Source organism: Polynucleobacter sp. UK-FUSCHL-C3 (assembly GCF_040409815.1).
In the GTDB taxonomy this organism is placed as follows: Bacteria; Pseudomonadota; Gammaproteobacteria; order Burkholderiales; family Burkholderiaceae; genus Polynucleobacter.
In genome coordinates, this window is sequence record NZ_CP099959.1 from 1144695 (window position 1) to 1160491 (window position 15797).

The following is a 15797-nucleotide window of genomic DNA, read 5'->3' on the forward strand; positions in this document are numbered from 1 at the left end:
CTCAATGAAAATGACTGTCTATCGTTACAAAGTTTATGACCGCCAGCATGATGACTTAGCTCATATTCCACCTCACTATGCGACACGAGAATATATTGAAGAACTAGAAAGGACGACCGTCATCGAATATGACTCTTTAGAAGTAGATGAATCTGATCTAGATAGCCATGGACGGATCGCTGTAAGAAATGAAGGGCAGTAAATCAGCGTTGCTTGTATCGCCACATGACTGGCACTGGTGTGAATTTCTTAGTACTTTAAGCGAGCAACCTATTAACAAACTGTGCAATCACTGTGCAATGGACTAAAGCAGCACCATATCTACTGCATCCGCTTTTATTACTTAAGATTTTTGGCCTGCCCAGCACGATTCGAACGTGCGAACTCGGCCTTAGAAGAATTCGTGGCTGCTGGAATATCTTTATATTTCAATAGCTTACAGCTTAAAAATGTCACTGTGTAATAAACTGTGCAATAGGTTTTGTCGGGTAAACCAAAAAAACCCACCCGAATTAACTAAGTACATTCGGGTGGTTTTGGAGTCTTATTAAAATTAATGCTTCTTGTGATCTGGGTGCTCGGGATGCAAGGCACAATGAGTCTTTGTATGATGCTTAGTAGCATGCTCATGATGATCATGAGCATGAAGGGCATGGCCATGCGCCATTTTATGATGATGAGCCGCTTTATGATGATCACCTGATTCATGGGCTTTATGGGCCTCTTTATGATGGTGGGCGGCCGCCTCATGATGTTTAGCAGCGTGGTGATGGTGGTCATGTTTAGACATATCTTTCCTTATCAATTAACAAAGCAAAATGCTCAGTTAATTCATATTGCTCCCTTACATTATAAAAATAACTAAGGAATACCCTTTGTTCTAAAAAAAGGTGGTTAATTTAGTAAATACAGCGACGATGAAGTCTTATATCCATCATCAGCAGGCGATTGTCGGGTAAACCGACATTCTCAAGCATCCTTTTAAGGTCAAAGTGACGTCATTCAGTCCAAGTGGGATATTTACACTAGAGCGGCACTAGAAATAAGGACAGTTCAGTAGAAATAGTAATTCGCCGTCTCTTTAGCTTTCAAGTTTAATCAAAATCACTCCTGCGAATATCAATAAAACTCCAATCCACTTATATTTTCCGAACTGTTCTTTGAGAAAAAAGATGGCAATTAAAAAAACGAATAAGACTGATAATTCTCTTAATGCAGCAACAACTCCAATAGGAGCGACAGTCATTGCCCATAGTGCTATACCGTATGAACTGATAGTTGCAATCGCGCTACTTAAAAAGAATGGCCAGCGCTTGATTGAATACTGTCTAATCGCTTTTATTGACCGTAAGCGCTGATTAAAAATAATGATTGAATATAAAAATCCATCTATAAATAACAGCATAGCAATATATGAAAAAGGGTTTTGAGAGGCTCGCACCCCAAGACCATCGACAATTGTATAGAGTGCTATGACCAAGGCATTTAGAAGCGAAAAAGATATTGCTTTAATTAAATTTTGATTTTTTTGGGATACGGTACTTAAAAAAATTAAACCAAATCCGATGAAAAAAATTGCGGTAGTTTGATACAAGGTAAAGCTATCTTCATTCAAGATAATAGACAAGACCAGCAAAATAAGAGGCGCAACTCCCCGCATGATTGGGTAAGTGAGGGACATCTCACCCCATTGATATGCGTTAGCCAAGGAATAGTAATAAATAATATGTAAGGCTAAGGAGACGGCTATGTATGGCCATACAGATTGATCAGGAATTCCAAAAATTATTAAGGCCGGGAGTACCAAAATACTTCCGGTTAAATTCATCAGAGATGTCTCTAATGGCTTATCTGGGGATAATTTAATCTGCGTATTCCAGAATGCATGCAATAAAGCACCAAATAGAACAACTAAAAAAATTGTTGTATTCAAGTTTAATTTTTTGGAAATTCACCTCTTGAAATCAGCTCATTAATTTCATCAATAATGGGCAATAAATCTGCAACGGAATCTATCACGAAATCAGGTTTCATTTCTTGCATATTCATTCTAGCTACATTTTTAAGGCGATCAGCTTCAACGACTGGCAATGCCTCTAACTCCTCAAGAGATAGTCCAAGCATATTTCCACTAACTGCGACGCCAACAGTCCAGCAGCCAAATGACTTACCCTCTTCAATCCCTGGCTGCGTATCATCTACCTTAATGAATGAAAGCGGATTATCCAAACCTAGTTGTCTGGCGCATTTAATCATCATTTGAGCGGATGGTCGACCCAATGGGGTATCTCCTGAATAAGAGAAGACATCAACTTCATACCCTTGCTTTTTAGCTATTGGCAGCAATAAATCTAAGAGCTCTCTGGTATATCCAGTTGTTGAGCCAATTTTAATGTCACGCTCACGCAATGCTTTTGCTAGTGTAGCTACTCCTGGAATTAATTGACCACATTCCAGAATACTTATCTTATTCATCGGTACAAAAATATCTAAAAGCCGATCAACATCAGCATCGGTATGGGATATTTTATGAATCTTAAGCCATTGACTTTGAACTTCAGGAAGATTCAAAAGAAAATTGATATGCTCCCATTTAGATACTCCCATCGGGATACGGGCTTGAGCAATAGTCATCTCAATTCCTTCAGACTCGAATAATTTGACGAAAGCACCCATAGGAGCTCTGCTACCATAATCGACCGTCGTTCCAGCCCAATCAAAAATAACTGCTTTCACCGAAGTATTCATAATCACCCTAACCATTCATCAAAATTATCTTTTGCAAGTCCAAAAGCTGTACTTGCCCCTGTTCCACTACTTACTATTACGACTCTCATTGTTGGAGATACTTTTTCAATCAATGCATCGAATGCATTGGAGACTGGATAGACCCCAGTCCAACGTTCAATCACCATATGCTCTGTAATACTTAAAACTTGGTACATTAGTTTAATAATCAGTCGTTCAATTTTGTCACTTGCAAATACATTTTCAGAAGATCCATAATGATGGGAATCTCCAACCACGAGACTACCATCCGCACTTTGTACGACAATCAAATGAATACCCTCTTTGACATATTCAGGCATCTCTATTGCAATGCGCTCTTTAAGAGTTTTAGCTTCAGGCAACTCTGACCAACCTAAGTATCTAGCCAAGCTGTTATCGGTCATGACACTTCCAGGCAGTTTGAAGCCTTCCTGAACCTTGATTCTGAGCATTTGGAGCGTACAGAGCTTCAAATCATGTTTCTCAATATAAGGTTTGGCTATCCCCGTTAACTCAGCGCCGGGACAAACCACAATTTTTTGAGCATCAAATTGATTATTTGAGGTGTGAACAAATGAGCCATCAATGAATAAGACTTCGGTCTCCCAATAAAAATCTACACCTATTGTGTTTTGCAAATAATTCGCTAACTGAGGGATGGCCTCTTTGGATTCCACCCTAAATTCATAGGGGCTATAGAAAAGTCCTGCAGCTTGATTAAGCCTCAGAGAACCAATATTTTTAAAGCCCAGTCTGGGCAGCGCCGAAAAGTCATCTGAGCTAAAAAGCGCACAACCCTCTCCCATCTCGGTTTTTAAAAATGCCTGCGCAACATCAAATGCTTCAGACCTATTACAAACTACCCAAGAGCCATTATGAATAATTGGGATACCTGCCTTTTGAGTAATTTCATGCCAAACATGTCGAGAATACATGGCGCGCCGCCATGTATCTCGACTTGACTGTCCAGATACTGTAATAAATCCAAAGTTTCTTATAGATGCGCCAACACAACGAGAATTTTTCTCAACAACTGCAACTTTTAAACCTCGTTTAGAGGCTTCGTATGCATGAGCCAATCCCACAATACCTGCTCCAACAACTAATAAATCATATGTTTTCATGTGATTGTGTAAAACCTACAAAGTTTCTTCCTCGCGGCGAAGATTTAGCCATGCTAATTCTGTGATGTATTTCAGACGTCATATTTAATGGATCATAAGACTTAATGCCAAGATTATCTAACCATCTAACCATATCTATCGGCGAATCAAAAAAATCCCCAATCGCTTGATGAATAAAATCACAAACCAGACGATTATTTGGAGTATCCAATACAAGCTGCCAGACAACTGGCAGCCAACTTGCACATGCATAACCATGCGAAACTTGTTTGCCAAGGGTGTCCTCATAGGAAAGACTATGAGCTAAAGCCGTCTGAGTCTGTGACATTGCCATTCCAGCTAATAAGGCACCTTCGCTTAAGGCAAGACGTGCAATACGGCTGTTTAAATTGTTTTTTATCACTGAAAGCTGAGGACATATCTTTTGACATGCATCTATTGCTAAACGCCGAGTATCATCATTTGCGTGGATATTCCATATTGATTCAAGCGCATGAGATAGTGCATCCAACGCTGAATCACGCGTTAAAATCCAAGGGGCTCCATAACAAAGTTGAGGATCTACGATGGCAAAATCTGCATAAACTTGATTACCGAATAAAGAATGCTTGGTTTTATGCTTAAAATCCCAAATGGTCGCTGTTCCAGTAATTTCACTACCAGTGCCAGCTGTTGTTGGCATCAAAATCAAAGGGTGACGTTTACAGTCTTCAGTCACTTTGTCTAAGGCAATATTCAGATTTTCTTTTAACCAATTTGGGTTCAAAGAGGAAAATCGCAATACCTTAAGAAAGTCCATCAAACTTCCACCGCCAATCCCCAAAATGACACAATCTTTGACCTGATTATTGCGTGCGTTCTCATGTTGAGCTGCAGAAACGGCATCTAAATCAGGCATTCCCATTTCATAAATATGCTGAGAAACAATTCGACCGCCTAATTGACTTTTGATTTTAAAAAGGATTTCTTTATTAATTTCAGGTATATGCCAAATGCTGAATTTTTTATGGGGGTATAAGTTGTTGAGTTCATTAATTGAATTTACGCCCAATGAAATAGAAGGATTCATCTCTAACTTACTAAACGCCTCAAATAGGATGAAATGACATCAATAATTGAAACGGAAACGACAAGAATGATTAATACCGCACAAGTTTGCTGATATTCAAATCCGCGAATGACTTCAAACAAGACAACGCCTATACCGCCAGCACCGACCATTCCAACAACTGAGGCAGATCGAACATTTGATTCAAAACGATATAGTATGTAGGAAACCCACAAGGGCAAAACTTGCGGAATAATTCCAAAAATAATCTCAGCTATTGGATGGCTTCCAGTGACTCGAATCCCCTCAACTGGTCTGCGGTCAACTGCCTCAACTGCTTCAGAAAATAATTTTGCAAGTGTGCCTGTTGTGTGAACGAATAACGCCATAACTCCGGCAAAAGGTCCGAGACCAACCGCAACAATAAATAATAGAGCAAAAACCATCTCATTGATTGCACGAAACGCATCCATGAGCCTTCTAACGGGTTGATATACCCATGGCTTCACAATGTTTGATGAGCTCAACAAACCAAATGGAACGGCAAAAACAATTGCCAGCAAAGTACCCCAAATGGCAATTTGTATCGTCACCAACATCTCTTTTACATATAGCTTCCAGTCCTTGAAATCTGGAGGAAAAAAATCTTTGGCATAAGTTGCCATGTTTTGGGAATCATTGATGAGGCCCAGGGGGCGTATTTCAGCCCCATTCCATGCCCACGCCAAGACAACAAAAACCAGTGCCCACCCTAAGTAATAAATTAATCCATGTCTTTCAGCCAAAGCTCTAGCATGAACAGACTGTAAGGAGTGGATACTGGGACTGCTAAGCATTGATTATTTTACTTTTGCAAGAGCTGCATCAATATCAGCTAATTTTTTCTTTTTATCAGCATCTGTTAAAGAAGCATCAGCTTCAACTTTTTGACGATCTTTAAAAAGCTCTAACTGTCTAATTGGATTTAGCTGTGCATCTGTAGAAGCTCTGAATCCAGCGTAGTTATAAATATTTTTGAGGACTTCCTTTTCAGCAGGATTATTTTTAGCATATTCCAAAACGAATTTTCTAATCTTGTCTTTTGTTTGCTGATCAAGGTCTTTTCTCCAAACAAAAGGATCACTTGGAATCAAAGGGCTCTTCCAAATGACTCGAATTTGGCTTGCAAGCTCAGGTTTTGTGGCTTCTAACCTGCCATAGTCTTCTGTGTTGTTAGTTGCAACATCAAGTTGTTTGGCTAAAACAGCCTGAATATTAGCGCCATGGCTTGCGTTTCTAACTGTCTTGAAAGTGTTACGTGGCTCAATATTTCTTTGGGCGAAGATGTAATAAGTCGGCACTAAAAAACCAGATGTTGAATTTGGATCACCAATACCAAAATTAATATTCTTACCATTCTTAATAACATCATCAACATTCTTATATGGCGAATCTTTATGTGTAATCAATAGTGCATGGTAACCCCAAGTGCCGTCGGCATAACCAACCTGAGCAAATACTTCACCATTAGCACGATCAACTGCTTCCATAGCTGCTTTGTTACCGTACCAAGCAACTTGAACCTTGTTAAAACGCATCGCTTCAATAACACCAGCGTAGTCTGGTGCATAGAAAGATTTAACCGTCAAACCTGTTGCTTTTTCCATATCTTTAAAGAATGGCTCCCAACGATCTCTTTGAGCTGATGCGGAATCAGTAGCAATAATTCCAAAACTGATTTCTTTTGCAATAGCTGGCAATACACTGATTGCCAACATGCCTGCCACAATAATTTTCTTAAACATAAATTTCCTTTTCTAGGGGTTGGTTAGTGAACTAAAGCTAATTGAGTGCTATCTTGCTGGCTAATACTTGAGCTCAATTCGTCTTCCATCTGAATATCGCCTAAATTTGAGCCATAAAGTTTGGCTAAAGCATTTTTATCAAGCCGACTGGTGGGGCCATCGAAAACCAATTCACCATTATTTAAAGCAATGGTGCGATCACAACATTTACGAGAAATATGAATTTGATGTAAGCTGGTTATGAGCGTTAAGCCATACTGATCACTTACAGAAACAATCAGGTCCATGACTTTTCTTGAAGACTCGGGATCTAAGGATGCCACTGGCTCATCGGCCAATAAAATTTTCGAGCCTTTAATTAAGGCCCTTGCGACAGCCACACGTTGTTGTTGACCACCAGACAGAGTAGAAGCTCTTTGATAAGCAAAATCAGCCATCCCCACATTTTCTAAAACATCCATGGCAAGAGCTTTTTCTTCTAAAGTGAATTTTTTAAATACCAATTGAACTATATTTTTTTGCGAGCCAATACCAATCAATACGTTAGTTATGACATCTAACTGATTCACAAGATTAAATTGTTGAAAAATAACACCAATAGAGGAGCGAATTTTTCTCACATCAGGATTTATTTTTCCATTGGCTTGAATTTCTGAACCGCAAACAGTAATTGCACCACTGGTGGAATCAAGCATCTCTAGTCCAGAAATGGCTCGTATGAGAGTTGACTTACCAGACCCTGAGGCACCCAATAAGGCAACGCGCTCACCAGCCTTTACCTCAAAGGAAATCCCGTTAAGGGCAATTGTTTTTCTATTCTTAGATACAAATGTTTTTCTGGCATCTGCGATTGATAAAATTTTTTCGTTCATGCGCTACCTAAGGCCAACTCTTCTAATTCATAGATTACTTCGTCCAACTCAGGCATTTTGCAATCGGATTTTTTACCCAAATCATCCCATCGTCGGAGCTGTATTGATTCAGCTGCATATGGTTTTGAAAGAAAATTATGGCATTCGTCCATTGTCATAATTCCACCCTGCAATTGAAGACTTCTAATCGAATCAACCGATAATTGATCTCTGTACTCAGGTTCTGTTGAAACTAAAAACCTTTTAGCATCAACATGAAGCTCAATAGATTTGTACACAGTCTCTGGGAATATAGAACTGAGGTACTTACTCCCAATGATTTCGTGTCGATCGTCTTTACCAGAAATAGTTGGCGAACCCTCTAATTTAGAAAGTAAATGACCAATGTCGTGCAACCATGCTGCTAATTGAAGATGCTGAGATGCACCCTGACTTTTTGCAAGTTGGCCGCATTGCCACGCATGCTCAATTTGAGTTACGGCTTCACCTTGGTACTGAAGCTGACCTTTTAGTTCATAAAGATCAATAACAGGTGCGATTTTTGAGTTCATTACCACAATATGTCACTCAATTATTACAGTATTAAGAAAAGATAGGTTTAATCAATTAACGGTTTAGCCCCCCACAACTTTCTATAGTAGGGTCAAACAGATATCCATTGGCCAGGGTCAAAATTCTACAACCCCCCCTAAATTTGTCGGGTAAACCGACAAAATAAAACCACCCAAAGGTGGTTTTGGTAACTCTTAATCGCCTAGGACGTATAGCTGCGTTTTAACTATTGGCCTGCCCAGCACGATTCGAACGTGCGACCTACGCCTTAGAAGCTTTAAAAATGAGCTAAAACAATAAATTAAACAATAGCATAAGCCTAGCTAAAAAAGGTGTTCAGTACGCACCGAGAACCTTGGTTCGGAGTGGAATTGGGTGGAGCTAGTATGGCATTGGCAGGTGGCTGAGTGTTTTGAAGTGGGATTTGTCGGGTAAACCGACAAAACATGATCTGAGATGAGAGGCAGCTATAGACCCATAGCTGTCATTAGCGTGAATACATTTAGCGCCAAAAGGGCTGGAGCTGCCGCGAGAGGCAATACCCCAGCAAACCATGATGAATTATTTCAACATAGATCTCTAATCAGTTGAAGCTAGTGGATAAGCCAATTGATCCCCAAGTCCCTGGCATTGGATAACCTTGGCGATAGCTATATGGTTGATTAAATAAATTCTCAACCATCACAAAGACTTCCCCCTTCTTACCCAACTCTGGGATGGGATATGACACGCGAGCGTTAGCAACCGTATAACCATCCATTCTTTGGGTATTTGAACTGCCATTGCGATTTAAATTTTGACCATAGAATGCTGTTTGGTATTGACAATCTACAGACAACCTGAATTTCCCTACGTAACCAGTGATAGCAGCATTAAACGCATTTTGTGGTGCATAGGGTAGATTCGTAGTGCTGTCATTATTCAAATAAGTCCAGCCACCAAATACTGTCAACTCAGGAATAATTTCACGCTGGCCAGATAACTCAACACCTTGCATGGTGTACTTGCCATAGTTAAACCATGAAGCATTCGCAAATGAAAATCCATACCTATTTGAAATGGTATCTTGAAAAAAACTCAAATCAATACGTGATTTTTTATCTGGGAAAATTTTCGTGCCAACTTCTAGATGATTATTTTCTTCCGGAGATAGCTGTTTCCAAGTATCGGAAAAATTTACAAACCCCCCAGTGTTTGTTAAAACAGCTGCCGTTAATGCAGGCCCCTCCATTCCAGAGTAATTTATACCCTTTGAGGCATTTGCAAATACGGTAACCTTGTCCGAGACCAAAGAAACGCCGCCATATGGTGCCGCCTTAGAAGCATAGTAATTATTTTGGTATGTTCGAATGCCAGCAGATGGGACTAGCGACCAAGCACTATTTAATAGTAAGTTATGACTTAATCCAACATATGGCGAAGTCATCTTAAATGTAGGCAGCGTTGTTTTTGCCGTGCTTGTCTTGGCTACGTTAGTTTGAGTGATACTTCCATAGGAAGAGTCATAGTCAAGCCCCAGTAATAATGTTCCATTTTGCCAAGGAGTAACACTCTCTTTCCATCGGAAACCTTGCATTGTAAAAGGCTGATCTTCTGTTCCCCAGTCGGCAGAATTATTAAGGTTGCCTTTTCCTGTATTGGAGTAAATGCGAAACTCACCCTCTACAAGATCATATGAATGCTTGAGAACAGCTGTAACCATTTGCGCCGCAGTATCGTAAGTTGGCGCTACAGCTGGCGATGCCGAAAGATTACTTCCGGGATCTTTTACTGAGTTATTTAATGCCATTCCACTTACACTAGCCGACCAATTTTGATTAATCTTCATACCTAGGCCGCCCATAATATTGGCTAATTGACCGCTAGCATTCGTTCTATGACCATCTGATTTTGAGTAACCTTGCGCAAGAGAGTAGTCAATATCATCGCTACGACCAACCATATCAACTTGCTCAATAACTGTGTTGTATGAACCATAAGAAATACGAGCATTACCTGAAACGCCATTTTCTGGCCCAGCAGTTTTTGTGGTCAGATTAATAGATGCAAAGTTATTACCGGTAACCTGTGGTTGTGGGCTTTTGAATATAGTAATATTTTTCATACCATTTACCGGCAACAAATCTAGGACAGCATGATTCCAGATTGGCATATACATCGGAACATTATCAATATAAGTTTTAATCTCACTACCCGGGCGACTCAACCCCATACCTCGAATAAAAATGGAGCCCCCCTCATCACCACCAAACGAGCCAACTGGGTTGTATCTTGAAATTTGTGTTCCAGGAGTATTGCGCAACGCAGAAGCTAAATCCGCGGCATGTAAATCACGGATTGTGTCATCAGTAATAACAGCAGATACACTTGAAAACTTATCAATCTCAATTTCCGCCACGTCTGGCTTAGCTGTAACAATTACATTTGGTAGGTTTTGCGCATAAACATTTCCAGCCACTATGAGTGAAGCGACAAGTGCTAATTTTGTTTTATATAGTTTCATTTTTTAACCTCGGGTTAATGTTTTGAATCAGATCCATGTTGCATACCGTGACCCATAGTCACGACACCATCAAATGAATCCAGTTGTTTAATTTTTTGTGCAGATAGCGATGCTTCTGCAGTCCTGAGTTTTGCAGTAATCTTTTGAGCAATTCCCTTGGAAATCCCAGCCGATGCAATAGCACTAGGATCTTTAAACCCTGCACCACCACAAGCAATAATTTCCCAATCAGCATGCTTTCTTCTGAGAAGTGCTCGGCCACCCTTTTGACCTTGAGTCCAATCTGCAATTGCAACCTTTCCTTCAATCACGATTGGATCGGTTTGTACTTTTAGATCAGGCCGGTCAAAAGTTGTTGAAATGAGCTTCTGGATTCGCGCTCGAGACTCTTCCTCCGTTTGGGGATGAGCTATTGCGTTCGAGAATAGGCATGTAGCGGCCACAAATGCCAGCGCAAAATGCCCAAAAGAGGATCTATATTTCTGAATTGAAGCCATTACTACTCCACACAAGATTGCGGCAACTTGCTGTTGCCTATCGCATAGCTTTGCTATGCCCTAAAAAGATTTAGGCTTGTGTAGGAGGTGCTGCTGAGGGAGGCGTAACCCAAACAGCAAGTGGCTTGGGTGATTGATAGAAAAGCTGTGGCAGCAAAGCCAGTGTTTGCGGCGCTTGAAATGTGAGATTGGTATTTAATGCTGGTGTGATGGCTGTATTTGCGATGCAATATGGACATGGCTGAATAGACTCTGTCAACTCAGCTTGATCTTCACTTTGAATATTGATCTGCGATTTAGTGCCATCTGCCGCACAAATTTCCATTGCAAAACCTTGGCCATGCTTCGCTAGCGATACCGCTTGAGAAACTGCTGGCGCAAGCGAGCTCATTGCAACTGCTAAAGCAGCAATCCAGTGAACGATGCGGTTTTTGCGGGAATTCATAATTGCTTTCGATTTTAAGGCAATAAGGCTTCTTACACCTTGAAAGCGCTCCCAATCATCTGCGCCCTGTTAAGACTGCTATTGGCCGAAAGCAGTCATCCAGAATCAACCTACGCCCTACTTCGGCGTTCCATAAGATAGCCAAGCTTGGTCAATATTTGGTCTACTGAACACTATAGAATTGGGTTTTTTGACTAGATTAGTTCGGCCAGTCAGGCCTTTGGCCTGCCCAGCACGATTCGAACGTGCGACCTGGGCCTTAGAATGGCTGACAAAAATAAGTGCTCAAATTAATATCTCATAGCTGCTCAAATTACCTAATCTGTAGATATGGCTCATTAGATATAGAAATTATTCCATGGTATGGGCTACTAAATGTTAAAGCAATCACACAAATTGGAATAAGGACTGTAGCTGTTGCGATTGATATCGCCACTATCAAAGCTTTTGGTTTTGCTACATGAACAAATGCAACTGTGATTTGAACAAGTATTGCTAATAATAAAATTCCAGTCATCCGCAATGGGTGAACGTCAAATGATACATAGGCCAAACGGGTACCACGTGCGTTATCAACAGTCTGAAAAGCATGAATTAGTATCTTTGATTCAGCATTATTATTTAGTTGATTAGCGGCCTTAAAAAAATCAGAACGCATAGCTATAAATTTTTCTATCGTCTTTGGGGAATCATTGCTGGCTGATGATAGTGTTTGCCATTCTTCATCAAGAATAGATTTTGCGTACGTTCGAGTCGTATTGGCCAGATTACTATTTTTTAGCTCCGGAATCGTACTGGCAAGACTAATGATCTCAATGAGTCCCTGACTTTCAGCCTTTATTGCTTTTGCTGCGATGTTATAGTTTTCCCAAATTGAGGTAGCCATCAAGGCAGCAGATAATGAAAACAATACTGCTGGCAAGCCAAAATAGGGGGCTACAACCCCTTCATATTGCAGCATCAATGGCCGGGTTTTTTGGGAGAGAAAAATGCGAGTAATGATCACCGCAATAATAGTAAATACAAAAATAATGAGTAGGATCAGTGCAATTTCATTATTAGTACTTATAAATGGCATTTAAGCTCCACCTTGTTATGTTTGGTCAATTTACTATAGCCTCTAAACAGCCGTCAATTTAGGTCCACGTCTAAAAAGAGTTTTCTCTAGTAAATCATTGCGGCGACATGGGTTGATTCTAAATGAGTTGGGTACTTGGATTTGGAGTGCTGAAGGCTTGTATGCAAATATCAATTTACAAGCCATACATAGTTTGTCGGTTTACCCGACAAATTTACTCACAACCCACTTGCCCATAGCGCCTGAGAACCCTCTACACTGGCTTAAAGGGTCAGCCCTTCGCTGCTCAAGCTCGAGTCATGATCTAGCCCATAGGATCACAATCGTGCCGGGTGGTTCCAATCATTTATTGATATCTGGCCTGCCCAGCACGATTCGAACGTGCGACCTGGGCCTTGAAAGAAATCGTAACCCCTTGATTAATCTGTCAATTAAATAGCTAGGTAAAAAAAGTTGCTATCTCAAGCGATTAGCATAAGATCTTTAGTAATCATCATTTTTGATGTGATCAAGTGAAAGTTTTTTTACGATTCATATATACAAGTGCACTTATCTCTAATGAAATAAAAAATTATCATCACAAAGGTCTCTTATGTGCATTCTATGCATCGATAAAAAAATTAATTCAGTATCCCAGTTGCCTAATAATTCTCTTCGGCGAACACTGCTAAAGTCAGTTGGACTTCTTTCGGTTGGCGGATTCATATCATCGGCAGGTACTGTAATTGCCCAGTCTGCAAATCCTCCTAAATCTGAAAATATTCTCAATCCAGAACAAGCCCTTACTCGCCTAATGGCTGGAAATGCTACGTATATCAAAAGTAAAACATTGCAAATCAATGTGGATGAAACAAGAGGGGCTCTTGCACGCGGTCAAAATCCTTATGCTTGTATCCTCAGTTGTGCTGACTCCCGCATCAGCCCTGAGCTGGCATTTAATGAAGAACGTGGTGACCTCTTTGTAGCTCGAGTAGCGGGTAATTTTGTTAACACGGATATTCTGGCAAGTCTTGAATATGGGACCGCTGTTCTCGGTGCTCCATTAATTATGGTTTTGGGGCACACCAGTTGCGGCGCAATTGATGCGTCGATTAAGGCATATACCCAAAATGCTTCTTTTCCGGGGCATATTCAAGCCCTGACTACAGCTCTTGCTCCTGCCGTTAGAGAGGCTAGCAAAAAAGCGAAAGGCAAGGATCTACTTAACGCAGCTACGGTTGAGAATGTTCGATTAAATGTTGAAAAGCTGAAGGAGTCAAATCCTATCTTGAGTGAGCGAGTAAAGAAAGGAAATCTGAAGATTGTGGGAGCGATTTATGATTTACCAAGCGGACGTGTAAGTCTTATTTAATTAAGCTTGGCATGTCCTTAAATTAAGAGGGTGACTTCCACCCTTCTTTTTGAAACAATATATCGCCATTGACTGGCCTGCCCAGCACGATTCGAACGTGCGACCTACGCCTTAGAAGAATTCGTGGCTGCTCAAAAGTCTATGTATTTCAATGGCTTAAGTCAAAAAACTTCAACTGTGCAATAAACTGTGCAATGGGTATCAGATTACTGAGGCCTTGATTTGGCAGGTTGGGAAGATGTTTTGTTACTGGAAACTTAAGCATCAATTGAACAAGGTAAAGTAGCAAACTGTTTAGATTTAAGACATTGCCCTTTGGCCATCATTGGAGTTCCCTAAAGAAGACGATTATCAAAAATCCTCTCTTTTGAAATGGTATTAAAAATCAAATTAGCTTACAGCCGCTGTGAAATTCCCTGATGCTACTGCCGGTAGAAGTTTCCCTTGTCGATTAATTGAGTACTTCAATGAAAAAAAGGCCTCATCAGAGGCCTTAATTCATAATAAAAAGCTTTATTTGTTATGGTTTTTCATAACTGATAAAGTTATTTTTTCCATTTTCCACAATCCACTGACCCATTCCCCGTCCCAACTGGTCCCCGCTCTTTGTAAAATCACATGTAGATCCAGCACCCTCAAAATTTACGGGCTTTCCTGCTCTTACAAGTTTTAATGCCTCAACAATATCATCAACTTTTTCACCAGGGCCGTTACATACATTTATTATTTCCTTTGACCAATCGGCAGCTTGGACACTTTTAGCTTTTTCCATAGCTAATGCAGTAACCGCAATTTGATCATGAGTATTAGGAGGAAATAAAAATAATTTACTTTCTGGAGCACCCATTAATTTAACAAACCTTTTATATCCTGGGGCATTGGTATCTGGCATCGGTTGAAAGTGTCGAATGCCATCAGCTACTTGAGCGCCGACTGCCTGTAAAAACTTGCCTTCACTGTCAGCAGCAATCGACAAAGAAACAACTTTGCTAGTAAATCCACCTCTGTAAACTTCTTTCATAATGGATACAAAATCTGGCAAGAGACTAAAACAACATACTACTTCAGGTTTTTTTCCAAATATTCTCTCTACTTCCGCCCTATAAGAGGGCTGTTCTGGGTTATAAATCAAGGAATCCGTAACAGTTCTTCCAGAGCCTTTCATTTGATCTTCAACACTTCTCATAATGGGCAATATAAAAGCATTCTGAAGACCCATAACCCCAACACTTTTGTATCCCATTTTCTGGATTGAGCGCCCTATTACAGTACCCCAGTCAGTAGCTTTCATTTGAAATCTCCAAACGTACCCCTGGGTATCACCCTCGGTAATTGAATTTGCAGCGCTTGATACCATTAAAACTACTTTATTTTGAATAGCGATTGGCCTCGAAGAAAGTCCTTCAGGAGTACCCCAATAACCTACCAAGGATTGACACTTGTGAACATTAATAAATTTCTGAGTAAGATTTGCAGCAACAGAGGCGCTAGATTCAGAATCTTCTATAAAGAGTTGCAACTTCCTACCACCTAAAATTCCACCAGATCGATTAATTAGTTCTGCTGTCCGTTTTGCAGCTTCAGCCATATCTGGACCATAAGCACCTGCATTTCCAGTCATAGGTAAAGCCACACCTATAGGAACAGCAGCGCTTTGAGCATGCACTAAATTTAAGTAAGGCATAAATATTGGAGTGGCTGCAACAGCCCCAATTGTTTTAATAGTTTTTCTACGGTTTTTTAAATTGATCATACCTATCTCCTTTAAGCAGTT

Annotated in this window: 16 protein-coding genes; 2 read left to right on the top strand and 14 right to left on the bottom strand. The window is 40.3% G+C overall.

What is annotated here, in order from left to right; translation table 11 throughout:
• Positions 1–4 precede the first annotated feature (4 nt).
• Entirely contained in the window at positions 5–202 is a 198-nt protein-coding gene (locus tag NKE59_RS05815; RefSeq protein ID WP_353438021.1) for a hypothetical protein, read from the top strand.
• A 351-nt stretch (positions 203–553) separates the two neighbouring features.
• On the opposite strand, the gene NKE59_RS05820 is transcribed toward NKE59_RS05815, so the two are convergent.
• The 13 genes from NKE59_RS05820 to NKE59_RS05880 all read right to left on the bottom strand — a co-directional run bounded on the left by NKE59_RS05820 (position 554) and on the right by NKE59_RS05880 (position 12672).
• The gene (locus tag NKE59_RS05820; protein WP_353438022.1) at positions 554–790 is read right to left on the bottom strand and encodes a hypothetical protein; all 237 of its coding nucleotides are present in this window, start codon (positions 788–790) and stop codon (positions 554–556) included.
• Between the two features lie 291 nt (positions 791–1081).
• On the bottom strand, positions 1082–1933 hold the full coding sequence (locus tag NKE59_RS05825; protein WP_353438023.1) for an EamA family transporter: 852 nt from the start codon (positions 1931–1933) through the stop codon (positions 1082–1084).
• Positions 1934–1935: 2 nt separating this feature from the next.
• The gene (gene phnX / locus NKE59_RS05830) at positions 1936–2748 is read right to left on the bottom strand and encodes a phosphonoacetaldehyde hydrolase (protein WP_353438024.1); all 813 of its coding nucleotides are present in this window, start codon (positions 2746–2748) and stop codon (positions 1936–1938) included.
• 2 nt (positions 2749–2750) lie between these two features.
• Complete coding sequence (locus NKE59_RS05835; protein ID WP_353438026.1) at positions 2751–3893, bottom strand: TIGR03364 family FAD-dependent oxidoreductase; 1143 nt, start codon at positions 3891–3893, stop codon at positions 2751–2753.
• Positions 3880–4962: an iron-containing alcohol dehydrogenase gene (locus tag NKE59_RS05840; RefSeq protein ID WP_353438027.1), complete on the bottom strand. Its 1083-nt coding sequence runs from the start codon at positions 4960–4962 to the stop codon at positions 3880–3882. The genes NKE59_RS05835 and NKE59_RS05840 overlap by 14 nt, the downstream gene beginning before the upstream one ends.
• A gap of 2 nt (positions 4963–4964) precedes the next feature.
• Complete coding sequence (gene phnE / locus NKE59_RS05845) at positions 4965–5726, bottom strand: phosphonate ABC transporter, permease protein PhnE (RefSeq protein ID WP_353438028.1); 762 nt, start codon at positions 5724–5726, stop codon at positions 4965–4967.
• 54 nt (positions 5727–5780) lie between these two features.
• On the bottom strand, positions 5781–6725 hold the full coding sequence (phnD, locus tag NKE59_RS05850) for a phosphonate ABC transporter substrate-binding protein (RefSeq protein WP_353438030.1): 945 nt from the start codon (positions 6723–6725) through the stop codon (positions 5781–5783).
• A 23-nt stretch (positions 6726–6748) separates the two neighbouring features.
• On the bottom strand, positions 6749–7597 hold the full coding sequence (locus tag NKE59_RS05855) for a phosphonate ABC transporter ATP-binding protein (protein ID WP_353438031.1): 849 nt from the start codon (positions 7595–7597) through the stop codon (positions 6749–6751).
• Entirely contained in the window at positions 7594–8148 is a 555-nt protein-coding gene (locus tag NKE59_RS05860; RefSeq protein ID WP_353438032.1) for a phosphonate degradation HD-domain oxygenase, read from the bottom strand. Before NKE59_RS05860 ends, NKE59_RS05855 begins: the two co-directional genes overlap by 4 nt.
• A gap of 584 nt (positions 8149–8732) precedes the next feature.
• Positions 8733–10652: a TonB-dependent receptor gene (locus NKE59_RS05865; RefSeq protein WP_353438033.1), complete on the bottom strand. Its 1920-nt coding sequence runs from the start codon at positions 10650–10652 to the stop codon at positions 8733–8735.
• Positions 10653–10666: 14 nt separating this feature from the next.
• Complete coding sequence (locus tag NKE59_RS05870; protein WP_353438035.1) at positions 10667–11149, bottom strand: copper uptake system-associated protein; 483 nt, start codon at positions 11147–11149, stop codon at positions 10667–10669.
• 70 nt (positions 11150–11219) lie between these two features.
• The gene (locus tag NKE59_RS05875; RefSeq protein ID WP_353438037.1) at positions 11220–11594 is read right to left on the bottom strand and encodes a DUF2946 family protein; all 375 of its coding nucleotides are present in this window, start codon (positions 11592–11594) and stop codon (positions 11220–11222) included.
• A gap of 313 nt (positions 11595–11907) precedes the next feature.
• Positions 11908–12672 carry a hypothetical protein gene (locus NKE59_RS05880; protein ID WP_353438038.1) on the bottom strand — a complete coding sequence of 255 codons (765 nt, stop codon included), beginning with the start codon at positions 12670–12672 and terminating at the stop codon, positions 11908–11910.
• A gap of 592 nt (positions 12673–13264) precedes the next feature.
• Here NKE59_RS05880 and NKE59_RS05885 point away from each other — a divergent pair.
• Positions 13265–14023: a carbonic anhydrase gene (locus NKE59_RS05885; protein WP_353438040.1), complete on the top strand. Its 759-nt coding sequence runs from the start codon at positions 13265–13267 to the stop codon at positions 14021–14023.
• A gap of 520 nt (positions 14024–14543) precedes the next feature.
• Here the strand turns inward: NKE59_RS05885 and NKE59_RS05890 are convergent.
• Complete coding sequence (locus NKE59_RS05890; protein WP_353438042.1) at positions 14544–15776, bottom strand: ABC transporter substrate-binding protein; 1233 nt, start codon at positions 15774–15776, stop codon at positions 14544–14546.
• Positions 15777–15797: the final 21 nt, after the last annotated feature.